The following is a 25704-nucleotide window of genomic DNA, read 5'->3' on the forward strand; positions in this document are numbered from 1 at the left end:
CGAACATTCTGAGCCGCATCGTTATGATCGTCCGAGATAAGACCAGTGTTACCGCCCATTTGTGATCTATCATTCAGTTTGATTTCGTCCTGAGAAAGGCGGCTCTACCGAGCATCCGTTTGGGTTAGCATCGCCGCATGGATGCCCACAAAGGCCGTGCCTCGCGGGAGAGCGCGAGTGGTGAGAACACCGCGCCGCGAGTGATCCGCCGACGGCCGCGAAACCGGCGGGCGCAGATCGCGGCGACCTCCGCCGAGGCCTTCGGCGCCCTGGGGTACCACGGCGTCAGCATGGAAGAGATCGCATCCCGGCTCGACATCAGCTCCACCGCGCTGTACCGCCACTACCCCAGCAAATACGCGCTGTTCCGCGAGGAGGCATTGCGGCTGAGCGCGCTCTGCGCCGAGGCCGTGCAATTGCCCGGCGAACTGGCCGGCACAGGCGCCGATCGACGGCTCGAGCACATCATCGACGCGCTCATCGAGAGATCGATCGCCAACCGCCGCGGGGCGGCCCTGCTCCGGTGGCAGAGCCGCTACCTCGAGCAGGAGGACTACCGGGTCCTGATCGAGCAGCTGATCGAGGCGTATCGGGTGGTCGGCGGATTGCTCGAGGAGGTGCGGCCCGAGCTGGCAGGCGCGGATTGCGTCGTCCTGGCCACCGCCGTACTCAGCGTCATCGGCAGCATCTCCGATCACCACGTGGCGATCCCGGTGCGGTCGCTGACCAAACTGCTGCGCACGGCATGCCGGGATGTCGCGCGCTGCGATCTGCCGCCGGTGGGCGAGGCGCCCGTCACCGAGGGCGCCGCCGAGGTGCCGCTCCGGTTCAAGCACGAACTGCTGCTGCGGCGCGCCATCGAACTCTTCCACGAGCGCGGCTATCCCAATGTGAGCGTCGAGGACATCGCCAATGCCGCCGAACTGCCCGCGTCCTCGGCCGTGTACCGCTTCTACCGGAGCAAGGGCGATATCCTGGCCGCCGCGTTCCGCCGTGCGGCGGACCGGGTTTCGGCCGCCATCGGCCCGGCCATCGCCGCCTCCGGCGGTGATCCCGAGCGCGCCCTGACCAGGCTGATCGAGCTGTACGTGGCCGGTTCCTTCGCCGAGCGGGAGCTGACCTTCGTCTACTACGCCGAGATCAGCAACGTGCCGCAGGAGGACCGCACGGTGCTGCGAAACATCCAGCGGCTCAACGTCGAAGAGTGGGCCAAGCTCGTCGTCGGGGTGCGCCCGGAACTGTCCGCCGCCGAGTCGCGGGTGCTGGTGCACGCCGCGTTCGCGCTCGTCGTCGACCTCGGCCAGTGGCTTGGCCCGGACAACCCGATCTGCTCGCAGACGCGGGTGATCCACCTGATGCAGGTCATCCTGTTCGGCAGGCCGGCGGCGACGAACGGCTGACGAGGACTACTGCTGCGGCGCGGGGACCAGCGGTGAATTCACCTTGTTCACCAGCCACTTGCCGTCCACCTTGGCCATGCGCATCACCATGGACAACTGACCGGGCGCGGGCTTGCCCTGGGTACCGACGCTGGTGATGGTCTGGCCGATCACCACGATCGCCTCGGCCGAGGTCTCGTCACCGCTCTTCACCGCGCATTGCACGTCATTGGCCTTGGAGACCACCTCGCCCTGGGTCAGCACCTCTTTCAGCTCGCGGCTGGTGTCGTCGAACTGCTTCTTCCAGTCGCCGGTCGCACCGTCCAGCACCGCGGCGAAGTAGGCGTCGAGGTTCTTCGCGTCGTAGTTCGCGAGCACGGGCGCGTAGGCGCAGGCCGCCGTCCTGGCCTCCTCGTGGGCTTCCAGCAGCGCCTTGTTGTCCTGGTTCTGCACGAAGAAGTATCCGGTCGACGCGACCGCGGCGCCCAGTGCCACGGCCACGGCGGCACGCGCCGCGACAACGCCCTTGGCGCCGCCGGGAATCCGCACACGATCGCGCCAGCTCGTCACCGCCGCAGCTGGTTTCGCATCCACGGTCGAGTCGGCGGACGACACCGCCTTCAGCTCACCTTCCGCCGCAGCCGGTTTCGCGACGGCGACGGTGGCGGCCGCATCGGAGGAGACCGCCTTCGCATCGCCCTCCGCCGCAGCTGGCTTCGCATCGGCGACAGCGGCCGCCGTATCGGAAGAGACCGCCTTCGCATCGCCCTCCGCCGCAGCTGGCTTCGCATCGGCGACAGCGGCCGCCGCATCGGAAGAGGCCGCCTTTGCATCGCCCTGCGCCGCAGCAGCTTTCACGTCCGTGGCGGCCGTCTCATCGGCCGCACCCACCGCGTCGTCCCCCGAAACGGGCGCGGCACCAGTGTCGACATCGTTGTCACTCATGACTTTTCCTTCCTATCGCCCGGGAATGGGACGGGACAGTTCGTTGCCGGTCACGCCCGGTGGCGGGCCGGAACCGTTGTCGGGCACGTTGGGCCGTGGCGCGTTCGCCGAGCCGCGCACCTGGAGCGCCGGATTGCTCGTGACGCAGTAGTTGTAGAGCCGCACCCTGGTGTCGGTGGTGGCCAGCGTCGGGACGACGGGGATGGTCTCGTAGTCGCAGGTCGGCCGCGGCCACGGGTCGACGAGGGTGTGGAAGGCGCCGTCGTGTGCCGGGATGCCGATCGCCTCGGTGCCTTCGCGCAGCGCGGGGAACAGCGCCGCGATGGCTGGCTGGCGCAGCTTCGCCGACTTGGTGATGGCGACGAAGTTCGTCACCAGATTGGTCACCGGGTCCTCGGTCTCGGCCACGAAGCCGCCCAGCGTCGCCAGTTGCCCCGGCGCGAGGTCGAGGAAGCGCCGGACCTCCTGATCGGCGGCGGTCAGCTGCTGGAACAGCGCGCCCGCGCCGATGGTCAGCGTCGTCAGGTCGGGCTGGGCGTGCGAGGTGGTCTCCGCGATGACCTCGAGGTTCTCGATCAGCTGCCTGGTCTGCGGAAGCAGATCGGTCAACCCGGCCATGGCCCTGCTGATGCCGGAGATCATGTTGCGCAGCCGATCCGGGCCGCCCGCCAGCGCCTTGTCCAGTTCGTCGACGATGACGGTGAGCCGCTGCGGGTTCAGACCGCCGATCATGGCGCTCACGTTGGTGAGCACGGACTGCACCGAGACCGGAGCCTTGGTCTGGGCCATCGCCACCACGTCGCCGTCGGCGAGATATGGGCCCGTGTCGGAGTCGGGCCGGAAATCCAGGTACTGCTCCCCCGCCGCGGACAGGCGGCCGACCGCGACGGTGCCGCCCACGGGGATGCGCGCTGAACTCTGGATCTCGGCCACGGCCGCAATCCCGTTGTCCGCCACCCGGACTTCGCGCACCCGCCCGATCCTGGTTCCGCGGAAGGTGACGTCGTTGTCGCTCAACAACCCGCCGGAGGTCTGCAACTCCACCGTGACTACGTAGGTGTTCGGCAGCGGGTTGAAGCGCAGCACCTGCGCACCCAGATAGGCCGAGCCGAGGATCAGCACCAGCACGAGGCCGATGTTGGCGACCGCGATCCGCTTGCGAACCAGGTAATTCCAGAGTGGGATGTTCATCTATCGGCCGCCCTCCGTGCGCGGCGGGCTGGTCAGCCTGCCGATCACCTTCTCGATGACCTGCGCGAGACTTCCGATGAAGGCGGGCACATCGCCCAGTTCCGGCCACCGGCTGCCCCGCGGATCGGTCAGCGCGCCCACGCTCAGGTACGAAACCGTCGCGGCGACCGAGAGATTCGGCCCGTCGAAGGAGGCCATGATCGAGGGGTACAGCTGATCGAAACGCTCCAGCGCGCTGCCGAGTTCGTCGCCCATCTGGGTGAATCCGGACATCAACCGCTGAATGCTGTCGAACAGGCCCACGAACTCCGGCCCGGTGGTTTCGGTGAAATCGCCGAGCGCGGACATGGTCACCGACACCTTCGCGATCAATGCCGAAATGTCCCGGTTGTTCTCGGCGAAGAGCCCGAGCAGCGCGGGGAAGGTGTCGGCTGCCTCGCCGAGTTCGGCTTTGCGCGCGGCCAATTCGCCGGTGAGCACGTTGACCCCGGACAGCACGCTGTCGAGGTCCGCGGTCCGGCGATTGAGCGCGTCGATCGCGCTGGTCAATTCGATGAGCAGATGCGAAAGCTGCGGCGCTCGCCCGGCGAACATCGAATTCATCTCGGCGGTGATCCTGGCGGCCTGATTGAGGCCGCCGCCGTTGAGCAGCATGGAGATCGAGACCATCAACTGCTCCACCGAGGCCCCCGCCGAGGTGTGCTCGGTGCCGATGGTGTCGCCGGGGCGCAGCATCTCCGCGGATTCTTGCGCGGCGGGCAGCGTCATCGCGACGAAGATGTCGCCGAGCGGTGTGGCCTGCCGCAACTCCGCGGTGGTGCCGCGCGGCAGCCGGATGTCCTCGCGGATCTCCATTTCCACGTCGGCGAGGAAATTCGTGGTGCTGATCGACGTCACCACGCCGACGTCGGTGCCGCCGATCTTCACGTGTGCGCGATCGGGCAGATTGAGCGCGTCGTGGAATGCGGCGTGGATCTTGTAGCCGGGTGCGCCGATGCCCGGCTTGGGCAGCGGCACGTTGTCCACGGTCACCGCGCAGCCGGTCGCCGTGCCGATGCTCGCGGCGACAAGCCCGGCCGCGAGAGTGCGTCGCAACACCGCTGTCGTCCTCATTTCGCGATCCCCAGCAGTGCGGCGGTGAGACCGAAATCCGGTCCCATGTCCTGAATCTTCCCGGTCCGGCAGCCGTCCAGCCGCAGCTGAATCCGCTCGCAGAACAGCGCGAGCGCCTCGCCGTCCAGCACGATCTTGTCGAGCAGGCCGTGCAGCCGGACCGCGCCGTGTTCGCGGCTCATCGAGTTGGTGATGTTCTGGAAGAACAGCGGAGTGACGTCGACGATCTCGGTGAGCTGCCGCGCGTTGGCGCGCATCTGCTCGGTGATCGTGACGAAACGGGTCAGCGCGCCCGCCAGCTGATCCTGGTTCTGCCCGACCACCGTCGCGGTGTTGTTCACGAAATCGTTGAGCTGGGTGAGCACGGCGTGCAGGCCGGGCGATTGTTCGCCCATCAGCTGCACCAATTCGGTCAGCCTGCCGCTGAAGTCGCGCACGGTCTGGTCGTTGGACGCGATCACCTGGGTGATCTCGTTGAGCTTGATGATGGTGTTGGCGATCTGGTCCCTGTTGGCGAAGGTCACCTCGAAGGCAGAGGAGAGCGCGTCCAGCGTTTCCCGCAGCCGGTCGCCGTTGCCGTCCAGCAGCGGGAACAGCACCCGGCTTGCCAGCGGCCCGTTCTCGCTGTCGCCCTTCAACGCCGCGCCCAGCTGGTCGAAATTCTCCAGGATCCTGTCCAATTCGACCGGCGTCCTGGTGCGGGCGAGCGGGATGTGCGCGCCGTCGGCGAGCGTCGGTCCGTCGCCGGTGTAAGCGGGGGCCAGCTCCACGTGCCGATTCGTGATCAGCTGCGGTGACACCAGCGCCGCGATGGCGTCGGCGGGCACCTTGACGCTCTTGTCGATGGACATGGTGACCTCGACGTAGCTGCCGCGCGCGGTGACCGTGTCGACCCGGCCGACCGGAACACCCAGAATCGCCACCTCGTTGCCCGCGTAGAGCCCGGCCACGTTCTCGAAATCGGCGCTGATCCGCAGATGTTCGCCGAGATACTGGTCGGGGAGCGAACTGATGCTTTCGGGCAGCAGCGAGCAGCCGGTGCCCACGGCCGCGGCGACACACACCGCGACCAGTTTCGAGACCGCACGAATCCTCATCAGTTGCACCCCGGTACCGCTTGTGCGAAACAAAGCCAGTTGTCCGGGAAGATCCACGGCGCCCAGACTTCGCCGTACGGCCCGTTGCCGAGCGCATTGTTGAACTGCCGCATGGCGACCGGCATGATCTCGTACAGCCGGTCCAAGTTCTCCCTGTTCTTCTCCAGGCCCTCGGTCATGGTGTTCAGGTTCTGGATGAGCGGGCCGAGCTGGTCGTTGTTCTCGACGCCCATCTCCTGCAACAGCGCCGACAGCGCCGCGACATTGTCGAGCAATTGCCGCAGCAGGTCCTGGCGCAGCGCGACCGCGTTGCCGATCGCCTCACCGCGGGTGAGCAGCAGCAACACGCTGTTCTGGTTGTCCGCGACCAGCTGCGAGACCTGATCCATGCTCTTCAGCAGCGTGTCGACCTCGTCGCGACGATCGTTGATCACCTTGGCCAGTGCACCGATGCTGTCGAGCGCGGCGACCGTCAGCTGCGGCGAATCGCCCATCTGCTGGTCGAACACGTCCAGCGCCTCGCGCAGCTTGTCCGGGTCTATGCGCTCGATGCGTTCGAAGGAGGACTTGTACTGCGGGTCCTGGATCACCTTGCCGAGGTTGTACGGCACCGAGGTGTTCGATATCCGGATGACATTGTCCGGCAATCCCTTTCCGTCGCCGGGAGTGAGTTCGACGTGCAGCCTGCCGAGGATTGTCGACATCTTGATGGCAGCCCGCGCGTCCGGCCCGAGCCGCAGATCGCGGCGCACCCGCAGGTCCACCACCACCTTGTCGCCGTCCAATCGAACCGCGCGGACCTGGCCGACCTCGATGCCCGACACGTCGACCGTCGCCCCCGGCCGCAGCCCCGCCGCCTGGGCGAACTCGGCCTCGAGTGTCTTGTCCGCCAGCCGAGCCTCGGACACCACACTCGACCCGACCAGCAGCAGCGCCACGAAGGCCGCCGCGATCACGCCGAGCCAGAGATAGCGGTTCGTCGAATACTTCGGCAACCGAATCCGCGCCATCATCGGCACACCTCCGACTGGGAATTACCGCCGACCTGCGAGAACAGCCCCGGCGGGAGCAGCACGCCCCACAGCGAGACGTCCAACCGGCAGATGTAGGCGTTGCCGTACGTTCCATAGCTGGTGAAGCGGGCCAGCGCATTGAGGAGGTCGGGGAACTGCACCGCGGCCTTGTCCAGCGCGGCGCCGTTGAGCAGCAGCATGGCGATGCCGGTGGTCGCGTCGTCCTGCGCCTTGGCCAGGTCGGGCTGCACCTGCGCGATGAGCGACACCAGGGAGTCGGTCGACTTCGCGACCAGATCGACGGACTGCTTCAGCGACTCGCCCTCGGCGTAGAGCGCCTCGACCAGCGCCCTGGACTGGGCGATCAGCGTCTCCAATTCGCCGGAGCGATTGGCCAATCCGGCGATGACGCTGCTCAGGTTCGTGATCACATCGCCGAGGATGGCGTCGCGCTGGCCGAAGGTGGCGGCCAGATCGGCGGCCTGGGTGATCAGGGTGCTCAGCGAGACGCCGTCGCCCTGCAAGGCCTGAATCAGCGTCTCCGACAGCGAGTTCACCTGATCGGGTTGCAGCACGCTGAACAGCGGCTCGAAACCGGAGAGCAGCGCCGAAACGTCGAAAGACGGTTCGGTGTTCGCCAGCGAGATGTGGCCGCCCGGACGCAGCGGCTCACCCTCCCCCTTGCCGGGAACGAGCGAGATATACCGCTGGCCGATGAGGTTCTGGTACCGCACAAGGGCTTTGGTCGTGTCGGTCAGCCGCTGCCGGTCCTGGATGCGGATATCGATGACCGCCTTGTAGTCGTCGTCGAAATCGATCCGATCGACCCGGCCGACTCGCACGCCCGCCATCCGGACGTCGTCGCCGACCCGAACGCCCATCACGTCGGAGAAGGTCGCGGAGTAGGTGTGCGTGCCGCCGGGCACCGAGCGCTGCAGGGTGGACCAGATGGTGTAGGTCAGCACGATGGCCAGCACGGCGAAGAAGCTGAAGCCCGCGAGGGCTTTTCCGGATTTCATCTCAGTTGCCCCCTTCGGCCCGCGCGGTGTCGTATACCGTCACCGACCCGCCGGCCAGCAGCGGTGTCAGCAGCAGCAGCTGCGCGGCGGTCGGTTGCCCGCCGACGATCGCGGCGACACCAGCGTGCCCGCGGCCGCCCGCGATCGGACGCGCCGCAGGAGCGCCCGCGGCGGGAACGGTGATGCCGGGAATCGCGGGCAGCCCGGGAATCGCGGGCAGACCCGGAATGGTCGGCGCCGCTTCGAATCCCGGCAGCGCGAGCATCGGCGGCGGTCCCGCGGCGTCCAGCCAGCGCGGTTGCAGCTGCGCGGGAAACTCCTGATCCGGCGCGACTTCCGGCACCGTCGGACCACCGCAGCGGGGCCCGGCGAGCGCACCGTAGCGCGGGCAGTCCTCGGCGGTGTACTGCTGGAAGGGCGTGAAGGTGACGTCCATCTTCCACACCATCTGGCGGCTCGGCCCGAAGTGGAACACCGTGGCCAGCCGCTCCAGCGACGCGTTGAGGTTGCGCGCGGTGTCCGGGATGGCCTGCGTGTCCTGCGCAAGGCTGCCGAACAGCTCGTCCAGACCGGGGACGAGATCCTTTGCCGCATCCGGGTTTCGAGCGAACAGCGAGTTGACCGAGTCGATGGTGTTGCTCGCGTTGGCGAGCAGCGCGACGAGGTTGTCGCGGCGCTCGGTGAAGGTGCGGGCCGCCGTCACCGACTCGGCGAGCACGCCGACCAGGTCCGGCGCCGACTTGCTCAGTTCCGTGGTCGCCCGGCCGAGATCGCCGAGCAGTTCACCGACACCGGGGACGGTGCGCATCTCGGTGACCCAGCGGTCGAGCCGCTCGATCGTCGAACCCGGCACGCGTGCACCGGGATCGAGCGCCGCGGCGAGTGTCGAAAGCACCCGGCCGAGCTTCTCGGGCTGGATGTTGTCGAGCACGTCGCGCAGCACGGTCAGCGTGGTCTGCAATTGCATGGTCGAGGTGCTGGTGTCCTCCGGAATCACCGCTCCGGCGGCGAGTTTCGCGCCCGCCGAGCCGTTGTCCACCAGCTCGATCGCGGTGACGCCGAACAGGTTGTTCGGCACCACCCTGGCCGTGACGCCCGCTGGAATCGTCGGCGCGACAACGGGCTTCAGGTGGATCTCGGCGCGCTGCCGTTCCCCTTTGGCGACCACCTCGACGGCCGCGACGGTGCCGACCACCATGCCGCGGAACTTCACGTCGGCGCGATCGGGCAGGCCGTCGCCGGTGCTGGTCAGCTCGGCGGTCACCCGGACCTTGTCCTCGAAGAAGCCGTTGTAGCGCAGCATCAGCAAGCCGAGCATCAGCGCGGTGGCCGTCAGCATCGCCAGGCCTGCGAGGGACAGCTGGCGGGCGGTGGGCCCGCGGCCACTGGGATCGAAGATCATGCGCCGCCCCTATCCCGAGATCCGGAAGCCGGGGTCGATGCCCCAGATGGCCAGCGTCAGAAACAGATTCGCGAAGACCATGACGACGATCACCATCTTGATGGCCTGACCGGCCGCGACGCCGACACCCTCCGGCCCGCCCGAGGCGACATAGCCGTAGTAGCACTGGATGAACGTCGCGAGCAGCACGAAGACGACGACTTTGAGTAGCGAGAAGAAGACATCGGTCCCGATGAGGAATTGGAAGAAGTAGTGGTCGTAGGTGCCCGCCGAGGTGCCGCCGAGGAAGAGCACCGAAAGCTTGGTGGCCAGATAGGCCGTGGCCAGCCCCACCGTGTACAGCGGGATGATGGTCAGCGTCGCGGCGATCATTCTGGTGCTGACCAGATACGGAAGCGGCCGGATGGCAATGGATTCCAGCGCGTCGATCTCTTCGGAGATCCGCATAGAACCCAGTTGCGCGGTGAACCGGCACCCGGCCTGGATGGCGAAGGCCAGCGTCGCCAGGATCGGGGCCAGTTCGCGCGTGGTGGCGAAGCCGGAGATCGCGCCGGTCAGCGGGCCCATGGTGAGCAAATTCAGCGCGGTGAACGACTCCATGCCGACGGTGATGCCGCCGAACGCGCACAGGATGATCACCACGCCGATGGTGCCGCCGCCGACGACCAGCGAGCCGTTGCCCCATCCGACATCGGCAGTCAGCCGCAGCACTTCCTTGCGATAGTGCTTCAGCACGAAGGGAATAGCGGCCAGTGCTTGGAAGAACGTGATGGCCTGGTGGCCGAGTCGCTGATTGGCCCGATAGGGCGCGGCGACGACAGTGCCGACCGCCCGGATCGGTCTCAGGGCGGGCGGGGTGTACTTCGTGCCCACCTCAGATCACCTTCGTCGGGAACAGCGTGTTGTACAGCTGGGTGAGAATGATGTTGGTGGCGAAGAGCATCAGCGCCGACGTCACGACCGCCGAGTTCACCGCATTGGCCACGCCACCGGGCCCGCCCTTGGCGTGCAGCCCGATATCACAGGCGATGATCGCGGTGAGCGCACCGAAGATGGCGGCCTTCACCAGCGCGACGATGAGGTCGTTGGCCACCGCGAAGGACGAGAACGAGCCGATGAACGAACCCGGCGTCCCGGACTGGGCGTACACGTTGAACATGTAAGCCGTCGCGAAGCCGACGAACACGATGAACCCGCACAGCAGCATGCTCACCAGCACCGCCGCCAGCAGGCGCGGCGCGACGAGACGGCGCACCGGATTCACGCCCATCACCATCATGGCGTCGATCTCCTCGCGAATCGTGCGCGAGCCGAGGTCGGCGCAGATCGCCGAGCCGACCGCGCCCGCGATCATCAGCGAGGTGACCAGCGGCGCGCCTTGGCGAATGATGCCGAGTCCGGCGACCGCGCCGATGAACGTCGTCGCGCCGACCTGATTCACCAGCGCACCCACCTGGATGGAGACGACCACGGCGATCGGGATCGCGACGAACACGGTCGGCGCCGCGGAGACGCTCGACATGAACGCGCACTGCCGGATGAATTCGTGGTACGGGAAGCGCCGGGCGGCGATCGCGCGGAACAGCTCGATCACCGCGTCGCGGCCCAGCATCACCTGCCTGCCAAGGGTTTCCAGTGACCGCTGTGGATGACGCCGCCACAGACCTTTCAGATCGTCGACGGCCCGCTCCAGATCGGTGCGCTCCGGAGCCTGCTCCGGTTCGATCCGACCCGGAGGTCGTTCGATGGTTGTCACGCTGCCCGAGTCCTTTCTCGGCCTACTTCTCGCTCACTTCGCCGACCGGTAACGGTGACCCCCTCGAGGGCGCGGAGCGTGTGAAGTGTCGCACAGGCAAGCCGCGCGACACAAGTCACATGTGAATATGAATTCTCATCTGTACAGGAAGCGCCACACCCCGGCTCGAACACTTCCGAGGAGCCGCTTCATTGCAGTTCACCTGCATAAATAGCGAGTTCATCGGCACTTTTTCGTGCCTATATCAGACAGTTTGAGCGAAGACAAGTTTCCACAAAGTCACACACTCCGGACACCTGTCCACGCGCCGTCCGATCAGGCGGGTTCGCCGAGAAGGTGCTGCAACGCCACCAAGCCGTAGCCCACAACGGCAACGCCCGCCGCGAGGGCACTCAGCACAGCGAGCCAGAGCCCATAGCGCAGGATCGGATTGACTTTCATTCGCCCACCGAGGATCTTGACGCCGATCACCAAGATGTCGATGAGCCACACCAAGATCATCATCAAGTCATGGACACATTCGAGAAGGTGAGCACCGGCCAGCACACGATCGATCCGAGGAACGAGATGACCACGTCGATGCCGTGCATATCGCGCAGATGGCCGGTGTGGGTCAGCGTCCAGATGACTCCCACGAGCCCGTAGGGGATTCCGAGAATGATGAGGGTCCCGAGGAACTCGGAGACCTTCATCTCGTAGCTGAATATTCGATCCAGCCTCTTGAGCATGTCCGTCGCATCCTTTCCCTGCACCGGCCGGACCTGATCGGGTCGCCCGCGCAGCGCGAAAGACATCGCGACGTCGCGGGCGCCCGACCGCGTACACCCGGTCCGGCATTGCCCGTATGTTACGCACGATTCACAGCACAGCGTAAGCGTTTTGGCCAGATTCCCAGGAGGAGAATCTGGCCGGATCCATCAAAGAGCTGGATTGACGCCTTGTCTTGTCGCCAATAAGTTATCGAATGTTCTCGAAGTACTGCCGGAGTTCGCCCAGGGCTCCACAGGGGAGGCGCAGATGCTCGACCGAAGCAACCTCTTACGACGCCACCTCGGTGATCGACGCTTCGCCCTGACGCTGCCGCGCGCGGTGGCGCTCCAGGCGCTGCATCCGGCCATCGCCGCCGCGCTCCGCGACCACGTGCCGAACCGGCTCTGGGAACACAAGCGCCGCACCGTCGGCGGGATGATCAACATCGCCTACAGCGACCGGGATCTGCGCTCGGTCATCCGCTTCGGGCACGAGCACGTCAAGGGCGCCGATGCCCTCGGCCGCCGCTACCACGCGCTGCACCCCGAGCTCTTCTTCTTCTTCCAGCACGCCACCTACGTCGACACGCTCGTCACGAGCATCGACACCTTCTCCGGAGGGCTGACGCCCGCGCGTCGCGAGGAGCTCTACGCGCAGTGCCGCGAATGGTACGACCGCTACGGGATTTCGGACCGGCACGCACCCACCACCTGGGCCGAGTTCACCGACTATTTCGCCGACGCCTGTGCGGCGCTGCCGACGCCGGGCGCGGACACGATGGCACTGCGGGACCAGCTGCTGCGACCGAATGCCTGGGTGCCGCGCAAGCTGCCCCGCTTCGCCGTGCGTGCGCTGCTGCACGAGCGCGCCCGTGAACTGCTCGACGCGCCGCTGCATCCCGGCGACCAAGCCGCGCTCGCAACCTATGCCGCGGCGGTTCGGGCCGGCGCCGCGCTGTGCCCGCCCCGGCTGCGGTATCTGCGGCAGGCCCGCGATCCACTGTAGAACTTGCCAACACTTGATCGGGTCAATCTCACGGAACCACGACGAAACCGAGGACAAAATCGGCGCTTGCCATGCAGAATCTTCAGTAACATAATCTACGGAGGGGTGATCGTGCCCCGAGAGCAGGAGACGTTCGATGGCGAGCAACCCGGCCGTGGCGACAACCGCCCTCGGTTCCTCGTTCCTTCCTGCCCGACCACCCGCACACCGCACGCCCCAGCAGCGGACGGCGGCCAGGGTCGACAACCACGGAACGGATTCGGTAGCGGGCGTTCCGCATCGACCTCCGGGAGGTCGAACGATGAAAGCACTCAACAGGATTCTCAGCGTGGAGATGACAGTCTTCGAGTTCCTCGGCTGGCTGTCCCTCGCCGGATTCCTGTTCGGCACCGGGCGATTCACCGTGGCGCTGTTCGCGCGCCTGGCCCGGACCCTGAGGAATACGACGGAAGGACTCCCATGACCGCGGTCGCCCAGCCCTCCTACGAGAACGAGCCTGCGCCACTGACCAAGGAGCAGACGCGCATCCCCATCAGCGCCGCGCACCGGCCATTCACCAAGCGGCCGATCAAACTGACCGACGCGCTGGACTTCTGGTCCTTCGCGGGCGCCGCGGCCAATGTCGCGATGCAGATGGCCAGGCCCGGCGTCGGCTACGGCGTCGCGGAGAGCAAGGTGGAAAGCGGCGCGCTCATGAAGCGTCCGTGGAAGCGCGCCCGCACCACCACCCAGTACCTGGCGGTGGCCATCCTCGGCACCGAGGAGGAGCGCATGGCCTACCGCGAGGCGGTGAACGCGGTGCACCGCCACGTGCGGTCCGAGCCGGGCGCCGCGGTGAAGTACAACGCCTTCGACCGCAACCTCCAATTGTGGGTCGCCGCATGCCTGTACATCGGTTTCGAGGACACCTACCAGCTGTTGCAGGGCAAGATGAACGACGAGCAGGCCGAGGCCTTCTACGCCTCGTCCTCGACGCTGGGCACCACGCTGCAGATCACCGAGGACATGTGGCCCAAGACGCGGGCCGAGTTCGACGTCTACTGGAACGAGGCGTGTCGCCTTGCCGTCCTGGACGACTACGTGCGCGCCTACGTCGACGATCTGCTGAACCTGCGCATGATCCACTGGTACCTGCGACTGCCATTCCGTAACCTGTTGAAGTTCTTGACGATCGGCTTTCTCGCGCCGTACTTCCGTGACCAGATGCAGTTGGAGTGGACCGCGGCCGATCAGCGCCGATTCGAGCACCTTTTCGTGTTCGTCGGCTTCGTCAACCGGTTCATCCCGAGGTTCCTGCGGCACGGTGGCAGCTACGCGCTGATGGTCGACCTGCGCCGCCGGATCCGCAAGGAGAAAAACCTCGTCTGAGGTAGGGGATCCTGCACGCTCGCCTTGGTTCCCGTGGTCGCCGCGGGCTTTCAGCTGACGCTGGACTGCGCGGAGCGCGAATTGCTCGGCCTCCGCTGAGCCCGGCTCACGGGCACAGCGCGTGTTCCAGCATGCCGATCATGTCGGGCTCGGTCTCGGGCGCCTTCGTCATCGCGACGGTGACCGCGCGTCCGTCGACGGTCGCGCCGGACAGCGTGTAATAGCCGTGGATTCCGCCGTTGTGCCCGATGTACTCCGCGCCGCACGGCAGTCGCATCGAGCCGAGTCCCAGGCCATAGACCATTCCCGACTCCGGGTCCATGGGCACCCCGGCGCGCATCTGCTCGAGTTCGGCGGCGGCCAGCACCCGGCCTGCCAGCAGCGCGCCGTAGAAGCGATTCAGATCCGCGCCCGAGGACACCAGCGCACCCGCCGCCCACGGGATGGACGGTTCGATGCGCGAGACGTCCGTGACGACGCCGTCCAAGGTGGCGTAACCCACCGGGTGCGGACCGCGGATATCGCGTTCGCCGGGGCCGGGCAGGTAGGTGTCGGTGAGTCCGAGTGGCTTCAGGATGCGCCGATCCAGTTCCTCGGCGTACGACGCTCCCGTGACCCGCTCGATCAGCATCCCGGCCACCAGGTAGTTCGAATTGCTGTACTGGTAGCGCTCGCCCGGCGCGAACGCCGCCCGCGCGCTGTTGACCATCGCGATGCCCTCGGCGGGCGTCATCGTCCGGTTCTCGACGCCCGCGCGGTATACGTCGGCCCGCGGGTCCTCGGCGAAATCGGGCAGACCGCTCTGGTGGCGCAGAATCTGGCGGACGGTGATGGCGCGGCCGTCGATGCCCTCACCGCGCAGCAGGCCGGGCAGATAAGTGTCGACCGGCTCGTCGAGACGGACCTTCCCCTCCGCAACGAGCTGCAGCACCAGCGCGCTGGTGAAGGACTTGGTGACACTCCCGACGCGAGTCCGCTGCGGCGGCTGCAAGGGAATCGGCGCGGAGCTTTCGAGGTCGGCCACCCCGGCGGTACGGACGGCGGTCTCACCGTTCTCGGTGACCGTGGCGATCGCCCCGGTGACGCCCGCCCCGACCACCCGGTCGATGTCCTCCTGCACGGCGTGCAACCGAGCATCCGAGACGCCCTGCGACCCGGTCTCATTGTCGTTCGCGCAGCCCGCGACGAGCAGGGCTGCCGTGGACACGGCCGCGAGGATCGGGATCAGGCGCATGCCTCGACGGTAGGCAGGTAGGGGTTTCCCGCACATCCGGGACGACCCCGATATTCCCCTGAGTCCGCGGGGCGGTATTGATGCCTGACAGCCGACTGCGCAAGTCTGAAGCGACCCATCGCCCGAGTGGACCTTCCGCATGTGCAACGGCGGAGGCCACCCTGACTATCGCAGTCGCCGGATGGCGACGGGCCCAAACGACACGGCTCAGGTGCCTTCATCCCAGCGGGAGGTTATGGGGTTCCAGGTCCCGATCGTTCTGGTGCCGTCGAGGATTGGGTTCATACACTGCCCGAGGTAGTCCAACGCGGCATCGAGGTGGTGCAGTTCGGCCGGGAATCGGCTGATCTTCACCGCGATGTCGCGGTAGGAGGCCTTCCAGCGCGGGCCGGGCGCATGGATCAGAGTGGGCAGTTCCAGCGCCGGCCGGTGCTGTCGTTGTTGCTGCAGGGCTAGCTGGATCGAAGTGGCGTCGAAGCTGGAGGCGCCGATGATCAGCAGCAGGTCCGCCAGATCGCGCCATCTCGTCGAGGGCTGGCGCTCTTCGCCGTGGTACTCGTACATGGCGGCGAGTTTGTCGGCGATCTGGTCGACCAGCGGGTAGCAGGCGAATTCCGGCGGCGGCAGGACGTCGGGGATCTCGATGGTCGGCGTCGGAGCGATCCGGTCGATCCGGCCGATGAGCTGCTTGCCCGCGGTCAGATCGATCGGGAAGTGCTGGAGCTCTGTCGTGCCGAGGCGAGGCGTCGCCTGGAGTTGCCAGACCGCGATGCCGCCCTCGTTCACGTTCTGTTTCTTGACCTTCAGGTCGAAGATCAGTCGGTCCAGCGGACTGGGTGCGACTACGAGGTCGCGGAGTTCGCCGAATGCCTGGTCCAGTTCGGCCTGCAGGTGCAGTAAGTCGACGTCCTGGCTGTGACGGGCGCCTGGAATACGAACCAGCAGCGAAGTTCCGCCTTTGAGGATCCACGGCGCGGCGGGATCGGCGAACACTCTGGCCAGCATCCGCTGCATGTAGAACTCGCGGCGCAACTCTTCGGTGGGGCGTTTGAGGCTGCGTGCACGCTCACTGATCCGCTGATTGATCGCCGCTTGAAACCCCCGGTCGCTCGGGTACTTCCGCGTCGCCGTCATTCCCGCCCCCGCCCTCGTCGTTGTTGCTCTCGGTTCGAACCGACCGAGCAATCGTCTCTAGTAGCGCACGGACGACGGACTCGTTGTCCGCCAGCCACTTGCTGTGCGCGACGACATTACCGAGGGTGGCCGACATACGGCTCGTGTCCACCGTAGAGCCGCGCAGGGCGGTGAGCAGCGCCTCGACGAAGGCGGGATCAGCGAGCCCACGCTCGAGCACATCAGGGTAGAACCTGACCCGGCTACGTTCGAAAGCCTTGGATTGCAGAGCAATTGGACGATTGGTCTCCGGGTCGAAAAGCACCCCGTCCACGCCGCGGTCGCCTCGCGTCAAGGCCTTGACCGATTCGGGGACACCCGCTTGACCGATAAAGTTGCGGACAAGCTCGTCCCCGGCGCCGATCGGCATGCCGTAGTAGTGGGCGTAAGGGCGCAGCGCGGCGGCGAGTTCGTCGCGTGTGGTGTCTTCGGTGAGGATGGCGTCGCGGACGATCGAGGCCAGGTGCCCGCCGTCGGTTCGTGCTGCGGCGAGATCCACGGTGGTCCGCAGTGGTCGGGTTACCGGCAGACCAGCCACCAGGTGCCAGTCATCGTGCCTCAGTTCTCGGACATGGAACACCACCTCCGGGCTGCGGGTACTCCTCCGCTTCGGCACGGTGAATTCGTGGAAGTCGGCGTCGATGTCGCCGAGATCCTGTAAACGTGCCGCCGAACGGTGGGACACCACCCCTACCGGTACCGCATCGGTCAAGCGATCAGCAGCCAGCCGCTTGGGTTCCAGCGACAGCCACTCGGCGCGGACAGGGTCCTGCGGAGCCTCTGGCGCGCCGGTCAGTCGGTATACCCCATGGCGAAGTCGAGTGATCAGCTCCGAGTCGGCGAGGCGCTTGAGCTGCTGGGCGCTGAAACCGAGGTCACCAGCCTGCATAGAAGTAAACAGACCCCACTGCGACCCCGCCAAGTCAGCCAGGTCGAGAAGTCGTTCCTTCCTGCTCATTCATCGAAAATATCATAGAATTCGTCGCTCCTAGCCTCAGGGGACGATAAATGAGGTTCCTGATGATATTTTTGACGTTGCAGACGACAATATCGTCGGATCCGCCGGGCGCAACGCTCCAGTGGGGCGCTCGCGGTGTCGATGCGACACCGCGCCACGCAGTAGGTCCGGCATAGGTGCCGATCGGCTCGTCGAGACGGACTGATTACTCCGCGGATACCGACGGCCGACCGTCGACGGCCAGCACGACGAGGTTCGATATCGGGTGGCGAAGTAGCCGACGCGCGCCCACGACCGATGCAGCTCGTGGGCGGTATGGCCCTGGTCGATCAGCGCTCGCAACGCGGCGCGGCGCGCATCGATGTGAACGCAGATGGATATCGCGTGGGATAAAGGTGTGCCAGTGCGTGGGCCCAGCTCGGACCAACATTCACTGACTCGAGCCTTGCCGATACAGGTCTATGTCGAATAACCGTCTGCGCGGGTATCGGGGACGATTCGGCCTGCTGCTACCAAGGTGCGGAAGGCGGCTCCTTTGCGGGCGCAGGCATCGGCTCGGCAACCGCGGTGTAGCTGCATCGCGCGGTGGGCTTCGGGGACCGTGAAAGGTGTTGTGGGAGCGCGGTGTCCGGTGATGGCGCGGGTGTCTCCGACGCATGTTCCGAGGATGCCGATGAGGGATACCACCAGACCGCATGCGGTCAGGATGGAGAGTGTGGAGTACATCGGATCACTTGTCCGCGGCGCGCCGGAAACAGTAGGCGGAGGCGGCTAGGTACTGGCGGCAGCCACTGCCGTGCCCGGCGTGCACCGAGAGGATGAATCTGGCTCGGTCGTAGTCCAGGACCTGCGGTTCTTGGGTGCAGTCACGGCTCTGGATCAACCACAGCTCACGCAGATCCGAGTGCGGCACGTTCATCGTTCACCTCCGCGGAGTTCAGTGCACCCGGCGCCGGGAGCGCCGGCGGAACCGCGCTCGAGGCGGCTGGATCGAGGCCGCGTCGGGACCGTGCGCTGAGTTCCCGAGAGTGGGCGCCCCCATAGGGTCTGGGCACAACCCCGGCGCCGGGTGCAAATACAGAGTGCGCGTTGCGATTGGGTACATAACAGCCCGGAATGCGGTAAATGCGAGTAATTTTCGAGTGAACCGGCCTGGCGGGAGGAAGCGGGTCCTATGGTTGAGGTCGACTGGACGGGCGAAGACGTACTTGCCCTTCGCTCGGCGATGAAGCGAAGTCGTTATGAGTTCGCACGTTTGGTGGGCGTCACCGCGCGCACCGTGGTCTTGTGGGAAAACGGCCGGACAACCCGGATGCACGCCGCAAGCCGTCGGCTACTCGATCGAGTGCTGTCCGAGGCCGATTCAGTCGTCGTCACGCGATTCGAGCGGGCGATCACGGCGGGCCGCGCCGCGGCTCGCGAAACCGACGATGCGAGCGCGGCGCTCGATCGGACAATCAAGCTCGGTAGGGAAAAAGCGCTGGGCGGAACCGAGGTTCGGTCCACGCTCATCGGGCTCGACGAGGAAGTCGAGGATGACGACGTGAGAAGGCGGGAACTGCTGGCCTGCATCGGCGCAGGTCTGGCGGGCCATGCGGCCGATCTGTTGGCCAGCGAACCGGAGAAGATGCTGGCGGCCCTTGACGCCGGGTCGATCAGCGAGCGCAGGCTCGGCGTGCTGGAACACTCCACCGCGGATCTCGGCAGACAGGTCATCCATGTGCCGCCGCACGAGCTGCTACAGAGCACGCTCGACCAATTCCGCACGGTGCGTGGCTGTCTCGGCGAGCGGCAGGCCACCCACCACCAGATCAGGCTGGTCCGCACCGCCGGTCGGCTGGCCAACGTGGTCGGCGAGATCTTGTTCAACGAAGGCCATTTCGGCCAGGCGAGGCTGTGGTACACCACCGCGATTCACGCGGCACAGGACATCGGCGACCGATACTCGGAGGACATCGCGCTCGCCGGCTTGGCCTACCTGCCCACCTACAGCGACAAACCGAGGGAAGTGCTGCGCCTCCTCGAGCCGCGGCTCGAGGAGAATCCGGCGACCGGCGCGGCCGCCGCCTGGCTGTGGGGCATGGCGGCGCGTGCACATGCGGATCTCGGCGACGAACACCAATTCGCGCGCTGCATAGACCAATCCGCGCGCGCACTGGACAGCGTCGGCAACGAGGAGCTGCCGATCGGCATCTTCTCGTTCCGCCCGGAGAAGCTCGCGTTCTACCGCGCCATCGGATACGCCAGGCTCGGCCGTCCCGACGAGACGGCCGACGCGGCGGCGCACGCCATCACGCTGTACGACCCGAGCGAGACGATGGAACCCGCGCTGGTGCGTTTCGAACACGCGACGGCGCTGCTTGCCTCCGGCGAAGTGGACGAGGCCTGCGCGGTCGCCACCGCTGCCATCACCGACGCGAACACCTACGTCGGGCTGACAGTCACCAAGCGCGCCAGACGATTCGACTCGGCGCTGCACGGCGGCAGTCGCGCGGTGAGCGAGTGGCGGCAACAAGCCAGGGCGGTCATCGACTCGCAGAGCGCGAAGGTGTAGCCGCCCCAAGGCCGGTCGATGGATATCGAGCGGTAGTTGTCGGTGGTCTCTGACAGCCTGGCGGCATGACCGGCTGGCTCGCAAACCCTCTCTGCGACTGGACCACCGACGAAACGTGGCTGGCGAGCCGCCGTGCGGCCATCGATCACGTACTTGCCGCCGTCGCCGACTCCGAATGGTCGCACTGCTTCGCGCTACGCGGCAGCGTGCTGATGCCAACGTGGTTCGGCGACAGGGCGCGAGAACCAGGCGAGCTGGATTTGGTGGTGCTGAGCGAGCGGCTACCGATCGGTGAGGTGAACATCGACGAACTACTGGCCGACGTGGTCCGGCGTGCGACGGCCCGCTCGCATGCACCGGGTAGCGCAGTGTGGATCGATACCAAAGTCATCGATGCGGAAACGACCGGGTATTGGAGCCATGACATGCTCGAGTCCGGATGGATGCTCGGTAAGTGGGGGTCGCGATTCCTGCTCTCGTGGCAGGGGAACGGGCACGTGGGCACTGTGCAGGTGGACTTCTCGACCGAAGAGCTGATCTGCGACGCGCCACAACCCACGGAGATTTCCTTGCTCGGCCGCCCCGGCGCATCCGTTCCCCTGCAGGCATTCAGTCGGCAGATGTCGCTGGCATGGAAGGTCCTGCGGATCGCCGCGGACGCGCACGGCAATAGAGGCCCGCTGGCCAAGGATCTCTATGACGCTGTTTTGTTGGCAGAGCAGTGCACATTGCCGCGCGAGTTGCTCGAACGCATCGTGGCCGAGGTGTGGCTGGATCAGGTCTACGACAGCTACGTCGACTACAAAGCCGCCGACGCTCGTCACGAATTGGACTATCCGACATTGGATTTCATGATCGGCGCGGCCAATGATGTCGACTGGACGGCGTTCGCCAGGGCCTGTCCCCACCTGAGCGAAGCCCACGACGAATACGTCTGGCGCTTCGCGATCGCCCTCGCTCCGGTGGTCGACGACGCCGACACGCTGTATCCACGAATCCTCGACCATTGTGCTCGCGAGCTGGCGACCGTGCGGGACGCACTGTCGGCGGGCGGCATGCGCTCCGCCGAACGCGCATTGGCCGATTCCGGTTGCTCCGCCGTCGTCCAACTCGTCGTGGTCCGCGAGCTGCTGGGCCGCGACCGCTCACTGCCGGAGGCGGCGGCACACCTCGCCGCCATGAGACCGGTGGGTACAACGAATTTCGATGATCTACAACGCATCGCCGCCGCACTCGCTCGGCACGCACCATAGTGAGCGCGTTTCGGGCCGGGGGGCGCGCCGGTCGGCAGGGGATGTGGACCGGCGCGCCCCGGCATTCAGTTGGTCTTCGGCCGCATGGCGGCGATCAGGGACTTGGGCCGCATGTCCGTCCAGTGCGTCTCGACGTACTCCAGGCACGCGCTGCGCGGAGCCGCGCCGTAGGCGATGGTCCAGCCGGTCGGTACCGCGGCGAAGACCAGCCACAGCGAGTGCTCGCCCTCGGCGTTGACGAGCACGTAGAACTGGGCGTGGTCGTCGTCGAACGGGTTTGTCATGGTTCACCTTTCGTCAGGCTGATCGGTTCATGCGCGGTCTGTGTCGGCCCAGGCGGCGGCCAGCACGTGGCCGATGCGGGCGAGCGCGGATTCGGAGGTCATCCGCCAGTGGGTGGCGGCGACGGCGTGGTTGTGCACGGTGCCGTCCACAGCCTCGGACCAGCTCGCGGCCCCGGTGGCCCCGGTCGGATCGTCCAGGGCGGCAGTGAAATACACCAGGTTGCCCTTGTAGCGACGGGGACGGTAGCGAACGAGGAGTTCGAGTGAGCGAGCTCCCGCGTCCAGCACCCGCCCGAGGCGTTCGGCGCCGAACGAGGCGAACGGTTCCGGCAGTTCGGCGATGCGCTCGGCGAGCTCGGCGAGGCCGAGTTCGGTGTCCGCATCGGCGGCTTGTTCGCCGAGCAGCCCGCCGAGCAGGTCGGCCAGCGGCACGGTGGTCTCGGCCGCCGACACCGTGCGCGGGCTGTCCATCATGGCCAGCGTCGCGATGTGCTGTCCCTCGTCCTGCAGCTGGATCGCGACGGCGTGCGCAAGAGCGCCGCCGAGCGACCACCCGAGCAGGTGGTAGGGGCCCTCCGGCTGTACGGCGCGGATCTCCGCGACGTAGCGCCGCGCCCAGTCCTCGATCGAATCCGGCAGCGGCTCCGCCGAATTCAGTACCGGGGATTGCAGGCCGTAGAGGGCGCGCTCCGGGTCGACGTGCGCGGCGAGACCGGCGAACGACCAGGCCACGCCGCCGACCGGGTGCAGGCAGAACAGCGGTTCCCTGGCACCGCCCGGCCGGAGCGGGAGCAGCACGTCGAAGGCCGCCGCCGCGTCCACCCGTCCGCGGCCCGACCTGGTCAGCTCGAGCTGGGTGACCAGCCCGGCCGGGGTCGGCGCGGAGAACAACCAGACGACCGGGACCGTTTCGCCGAGGTCCGCGCTCAGCCGGGTGGCCAGGCGGGTGGCGAGCAGCGAGTTGCCGCCGCGCTCGAAGAAGTTGTCGTCCACGCCTATCCGCTCCGCCTCCAGCACCTCGGCAAAGACACCACACACTGCACGTTCCAGTTCCGTAGCCGGAGCGCGGAACTCACGTGCGGAGAGTTCGGGCCGGGGCAACGCGGCGCGATCGACCTTGCCGTTGGCGTTGAGCGGCAAGGCATCCAGTCGAACGAGCGCGGCGGGCACCATGTAGCTCGGCAGCGCCTCGGCGAGCGCGGCACGCAGTGCGCCGATGTCGACCGTGGCGCGCGGCGCCTCGGTGTTCACCGCGACGCGCGCAGCCTCGGTGTCGACGGCCGCTGCCGCGGTGAAATAGCCGACCAACATGGCGTTCTCGCCCTCCGCCCGGTGCGCGACGACCACGGCCTCCGCGACGCCCGGCGTCGCGCGCAACGCGTGCTCGATCTCGGCCAGTTCGATGCGGTATCCGCGCACCTTGACCTGGAAGTCGCGCCGTTCCACGTACCCGAGGTTGCCGTCGGAGCTCCAGCGCACCATGTCGCCGGTGCGGTACAGCCTGCTGCCCGGCGCGCCGAACGGGTTGGCCACGAAGCGTTCCGCGCTCAGCTCCGGCCTGCCGTGGTACCCGCGGGCCAGCTGCGCGCCGCCCAGGTACAGCTCGCCGGTGACGCCCGTCGGCACCGGGTGCATCCGGTCGTCGAGGACGTACACCTCGGTACCCGCCTCGGGCGTTCCGATCGGCACGGTGCCGGTCGGCGCCGTCCTGATCGGCGACGGGCTCGCGGCGGTCGACACCAACGCCTCGACGCCGCTCGGCGACGAGCTCGCACCGGTGGTCGACGCCGACATCCCACCACCGATCGACGCTGCCAGCTCGCCGACCGAGGTCCGGTACCGAGTCACCGAGACCGCCGCTTCCGTCGGCCCGTACAGGTTGTCGACCCGGGCATCGGTGAGCGCACCGACCTTGGCGAGGGTCGCGGCGGGCAACGCCTCACCGATCACCAGCAGCCTGCGCAGCGAGCGCGGCAGCCTGCGCCCGGTGGACACCTCGGCCAGCATGGCGAGCAGCGAGGGCACGAGCGTCACCGTGGTCACCGAGGCCCGGCGGACCAGATCGAGCACCCCCTCTGGATCGCGCTGCGCGCCCGTCGGCGCGAGCACGACCCGCGCACCGGTGCGCAGCGCCCACCAGAACTCCCATACCGAGAGGTCGAACGCGGCCGAGGTCATCAGCAGCGTGGCGTCGTCGGCGCCGAGACCGTACTCGGACTGCATCCAGTCCAGCTGGTGCGCGACGGCGCGGTGCGGGACCGCGACGCCCTTCGGAACACCGGTCGAGCCGGAGGTGAAGAGGACGTAGGCCGTGTGCCAGGGCGACAACGTCCGCACCCGTTCGGCGTCGCGAATCGGCGCGGCGTCGACACTCGAGGGGACCGTCGTGATGTCGAACAGCACCTCGTGGTCGGCCACCTCGGCGGGCAGCATCGGCCTGCGCCCCGAGGTGAGCACCAGCTCCGGATTCGCCGCGGCCAGCACGCCGGTGGTCCGGTCGAGCGGGTGTGCCGGGTCGAGCGGCACGTAGGCCCCGCCCGCCGTCACCACCGCGTACATCGCGACAAGCAGGTCGATGCTGCGTGGAATGGCAAGCGCCACCAGCGATTCCGGACCGACGCCGCGGCCGATCAGCACCCTGGCCAGCCGGTTCACCCGTGCGGCGAATTCGGCGTAGGTCAGGGTGAGCGCGTCGTCGACGACGGCGATCGCGTCGGGTGTGCGCGTCACCTGATCCTGGAATGCGGTGACCAGGGTGTCCGGCGCGAACGCACGATCGGCGGCGTTCCAGGCGACGAGCATGCGTTCGGTCTCGGCGCCGTCCAGCAGCGGCACGTCGCCGACCGGCTGCCGCGGCGCGGCGCACACGGCTTTCAGCAGCCGCTGCAACCGTCCCGCGAAGCCCGCGACGGTCGCCTCGTCGAACAGCGCCGTGGCGTAGGTGATCGTCGCCGCGATGCCCGCGGGCGCGCCCTGCGCGTCGTAGCGGTCGGTGACCACCAGGTGCAGGTCGAACTGGGAGACCTCGGAGTCGAAGTCGACCGCGGCGGCGGTCAGGCCGTCCAGGGTGAAATCGGCCTCGGCCTGGTTGTGGAAGGAGAAGCCGACCTGGAACAGCGGGTGCCGCGCGGTGGAGCGCTCGGGGTTGAGCACCTCGACCAGCCGCTCGAAGGGGACGTCGGCGTGCGCGAACGCCGCGAGGTCGGCGGCCCGCACCCGGTCCAGCAACGCGGCGAACCCGTCGCCCGCGTCCACCCCGGTACGCAGCACCAAGGTGTTGACGAACATGCCGACCACATCGTCCAATTCAGCCGCGCCGCGCCCCGCCACGGGTGTGCCAACGGCGATGTCGCCGGTGCCGGACAACCGCGCGAGCAGCGCGGCGAACGCCGCATGAACCACCATGAACAGCGTCGCCCCTGCCGCACGGCCCAATTCGACCAGCGCCGCGTGGGATTCGGCGTCGACCGCGAAGTCGACGTGCCTGCCCCTGGCGGACACGACCGCGGGACGCGGCCGATCCGTGGGCAGCGGCAGTTGCGCGGGCAGCTCGGCCAGGGTTTCGGTCCAGAACCGGAGTTGGCGCGCCACCAGCGATTCCGGATCGTCCTCGGAGCCGAGCAGTTCGCGCTGCCACAGGCTGTAGTCGGCGTATTGCACCGGCAGCGGCGTCCAACCGGGCGCGCGGCCGTCCTTGCGCGCCGCATAGGCGACCATCACGTCCCTGGCCAGCGGCGCCAGCGAGGAGCCGTCGGCGGCGATGTGGTGCGCCACCACCACGAGCACGTGTTCTGTTGCCGCCGAATCACTCTCGCCGCCGTTCTCGGTGATGGGGCGGAAGAGCCTGGCGCGCAGCGGAACCGCATCGGTCACGTCGAAGCCCGCGCCGACGAAATCCGCGACGGCGACGGGCAGGTCGTCGATCGGCACATCGATCGGCGTGAGCACCGGCGTGCCCGCCGCACCGACCGGCAGCACCACCTGCACCGGTCCGTCCGCGCGCTGCGGGTAGACGGTGCGCAGCGCTTCGTGTCTGGCCACCACGTCCGCGACCGCGGCGTCGAGTGCGCCGACATCGAGCGCGCCGCTGAGCCGCACCGCGAGTGGAATGTTGTAGGCGGTGGACTGGCGGTCGAGGCGGTTGAGGAACCACATCCGCTGCTGCGCCAGCGACAGCGGCACCGGCTCGTCGCCCGTGCGCGCGGTCAGC

The 25704-nt window shown here is 67.3% G+C and carries 23 protein-coding genes; 6 read left to right on the forward strand and 17 right to left on the reverse strand.

Annotated elements, in window-relative coordinates; translation table 11 throughout:
• Positions 1 to 137 precede the first annotated feature (137 nt).
• Entirely contained in the window at positions 138 to 1400 is a 1263-nt protein-coding gene (locus NL1_RS14170) for a TetR/AcrR family transcriptional regulator (protein ID WP_067839229.1), read from the forward strand.
• A 6-nt stretch (positions 1401 to 1406) separates the two neighbouring features.
• Here the strand turns inward: NL1_RS14170 and NL1_RS39455 are convergent, their stop codons facing one another.
• The 11 genes from NL1_RS39455 to NL1_RS14225 form a co-directional block, all read right to left on the reverse strand.
• Positions 1407 to 2324, reverse strand: coding sequence for an Rv1363c family protein (locus NL1_RS39455; RefSeq protein WP_245673255.1), 918 nt, complete (start codon positions 2322 to 2324; stop codon positions 1407 to 1409).
• A 12-nt stretch (positions 2325 to 2336) separates the two neighbouring features.
• A complete protein-coding gene (locus NL1_RS14180) occupies positions 2337 to 3515 on the reverse strand; it encodes an MlaD family protein (RefSeq protein WP_067839232.1) in 1179 nt (392 codons plus the stop codon).
• Positions 3516 to 4628, reverse strand: coding sequence for an MCE family protein (locus tag NL1_RS14185; RefSeq protein ID WP_067839235.1), 1113 nt, complete (start codon positions 4626 to 4628; stop codon positions 3516 to 3518).
• Positions 4625 to 5725: an MCE family protein gene (locus NL1_RS14190; RefSeq protein WP_067839238.1), complete on the reverse strand. Its 1101-nt coding sequence runs from the start codon at positions 5723 to 5725 to the stop codon at positions 4625 to 4627. The genes NL1_RS14185 and NL1_RS14190 overlap by 4 nt, the downstream gene beginning before the upstream one ends.
• Positions 5725 to 6735: an MCE family protein gene (locus NL1_RS14195; RefSeq protein WP_067839241.1), complete on the reverse strand. Its 1011-nt coding sequence runs from the start codon at positions 6733 to 6735 to the stop codon at positions 5725 to 5727. Before NL1_RS14195 ends, NL1_RS14190 begins: the two co-directional genes overlap by 1 nt.
• The gene (locus NL1_RS14200; protein ID WP_067839244.1) at positions 6735 to 7757 is read right to left on the reverse strand and encodes an MlaD family protein; all 1023 of its coding nucleotides are present in this window, start codon (positions 7755 to 7757) and stop codon (positions 6735 to 6737) included. The genes NL1_RS14195 and NL1_RS14200 overlap by 1 nt, the downstream gene beginning before the upstream one ends.
• Before the next feature lies 1 nt (position 7758).
• Positions 7759 to 9159: an MlaD family protein gene (locus tag NL1_RS14205; RefSeq protein WP_067839247.1), complete on the reverse strand. Its 1401-nt coding sequence runs from the start codon at positions 9157 to 9159 to the stop codon at positions 7759 to 7761.
• 9 nt (positions 9160 to 9168) lie between these two features.
• A complete protein-coding gene (locus NL1_RS14210; RefSeq protein ID WP_067839250.1) occupies positions 9169 to 10032 on the reverse strand; it encodes an ABC transporter permease in 864 nt (287 codons plus the stop codon).
• Position 10033: 1 nt separating this feature from the next.
• Positions 10034 to 10906 carry an MlaE family ABC transporter permease gene (locus NL1_RS14215; RefSeq protein WP_373862558.1) on the reverse strand — a complete coding sequence of 291 codons (873 nt, stop codon included), beginning with the start codon at positions 10904 to 10906 and terminating at the stop codon, positions 10034 to 10036.
• A gap of 324 nt (positions 10907 to 11230) precedes the next feature.
• Positions 11231 to 11419: a hypothetical protein gene (locus tag NL1_RS14220; RefSeq protein ID WP_067839253.1), complete on the reverse strand. Its 189-nt coding sequence runs from the start codon at positions 11417 to 11419 to the stop codon at positions 11231 to 11233.
• Positions 11419 to 11643: a hypothetical protein gene (locus tag NL1_RS14225; protein WP_067839301.1), complete on the reverse strand. Its 225-nt coding sequence runs from the start codon at positions 11641 to 11643 to the stop codon at positions 11419 to 11421. The genes NL1_RS14220 and NL1_RS14225 overlap by 1 nt, the downstream gene beginning before the upstream one ends.
• 289 nt (positions 11644 to 11932) lie before the next feature.
• Between NL1_RS14225 and NL1_RS14230 the strand changes: the two genes are divergently transcribed.
• From NL1_RS14230 to NL1_RS14235, 3 genes are all read left to right on the forward strand, one after another.
• Positions 11933 to 12670 (forward strand): oxygenase MpaB family protein, encoded by a 738-nt coding sequence (locus NL1_RS14230; RefSeq protein ID WP_067839256.1) that lies wholly within the window; start codon positions 11933 to 11935, stop codon positions 12668 to 12670.
• Between the two features lie 301 nt (positions 12671 to 12971).
• The gene (locus tag NL1_RS37525; protein WP_156094841.1) at positions 12972 to 13133 is read left to right on the forward strand and encodes a hypothetical protein; all 162 of its coding nucleotides are present in this window, start codon (positions 12972 to 12974) and stop codon (positions 13131 to 13133) included.
• Positions 13130 to 14038 (forward strand): oxygenase MpaB family protein, encoded by a 909-nt coding sequence (locus NL1_RS14235; RefSeq protein WP_067839259.1) that lies wholly within the window; start codon positions 13130 to 13132, stop codon positions 14036 to 14038. The genes NL1_RS37525 and NL1_RS14235 overlap by 4 nt, the downstream gene beginning before the upstream one ends.
• A 106-nt stretch (positions 14039 to 14144) precedes the next feature.
• Here NL1_RS14235 and NL1_RS14240 read toward each other — a convergent pair whose 3' ends face one another.
• From NL1_RS14240 to NL1_RS14255, 4 genes are all read right to left on the reverse strand, one after another.
• Complete coding sequence (locus NL1_RS14240) at positions 14145 to 15272, reverse strand: serine hydrolase domain-containing protein (RefSeq protein ID WP_067839262.1); 1128 nt, start codon at positions 15270 to 15272, stop codon at positions 14145 to 14147.
• Between the two features lie 207 nt (positions 15273 to 15479).
• Complete coding sequence (locus NL1_RS14245) at positions 15480 to 16406, reverse strand: nucleotidyl transferase AbiEii/AbiGii toxin family protein (protein WP_084510574.1); 927 nt, start codon at positions 16404 to 16406, stop codon at positions 15480 to 15482.
• Positions 16339 to 17403 carry a type IV toxin-antitoxin system AbiEi family antitoxin domain-containing protein gene (locus NL1_RS14250; protein ID WP_067839268.1) on the reverse strand — a complete coding sequence of 355 codons (1065 nt, stop codon included), beginning with the start codon at positions 17401 to 17403 and terminating at the stop codon, positions 16339 to 16341. Before NL1_RS14250 ends, NL1_RS14245 begins: the two co-directional genes overlap by 68 nt.
• A gap of 730 nt (positions 17404 to 18133) precedes the next feature.
• The gene (locus NL1_RS14255) at positions 18134 to 18322 is read right to left on the reverse strand and encodes a hypothetical protein (RefSeq protein ID WP_067839271.1); all 189 of its coding nucleotides are present in this window, start codon (positions 18320 to 18322) and stop codon (positions 18134 to 18136) included.
• Positions 18323 to 18577: 255 nt separating this feature from the next.
• Between NL1_RS14255 and NL1_RS14260 the strand changes: the two genes are divergently transcribed.
• Both NL1_RS14260 and NL1_RS14265 read left to right on the forward strand, forming a co-directional pair.
• Positions 18578 to 19957: a helix-turn-helix domain-containing protein gene (locus NL1_RS14260; RefSeq protein WP_156094842.1), complete on the forward strand. Its 1380-nt coding sequence runs from the start codon at positions 18578 to 18580 to the stop codon at positions 19955 to 19957.
• Between the two features lie 65 nt (positions 19958 to 20022).
• The gene (locus NL1_RS14265) at positions 20023 to 21210 is read left to right on the forward strand and encodes a nucleotidyl transferase AbiEii/AbiGii toxin family protein (RefSeq protein WP_067839277.1); all 1188 of its coding nucleotides are present in this window, start codon (positions 20023 to 20025) and stop codon (positions 21208 to 21210) included.
• A gap of 65 nt (positions 21211 to 21275) precedes the next feature.
• Here the strand turns inward: NL1_RS14265 and NL1_RS14270 are convergent, their stop codons facing one another.
• Together NL1_RS14270 and NL1_RS14275 are read right to left on the reverse strand one after the other, a co-directional pair.
• Positions 21276 to 21494: an MbtH family protein gene (locus NL1_RS14270; RefSeq protein WP_067839280.1), complete on the reverse strand. Its 219-nt coding sequence runs from the start codon at positions 21492 to 21494 to the stop codon at positions 21276 to 21278.
• 27 nt (positions 21495 to 21521) lie between these two features.
• Positions 21522 to 25704: condensation domain-containing protein (locus tag NL1_RS14275; RefSeq protein ID WP_067839283.1), on the reverse strand; the 4183-nt coding region annotated here is incomplete at its 5' end.

This window comes from Nocardia lijiangensis NBRC 108240 (assembly GCF_001613045.1).
Classification (GTDB): Bacteria; Actinomycetota; Actinomycetes; order Mycobacteriales; family Mycobacteriaceae; genus Nocardia; species Nocardia lijiangensis.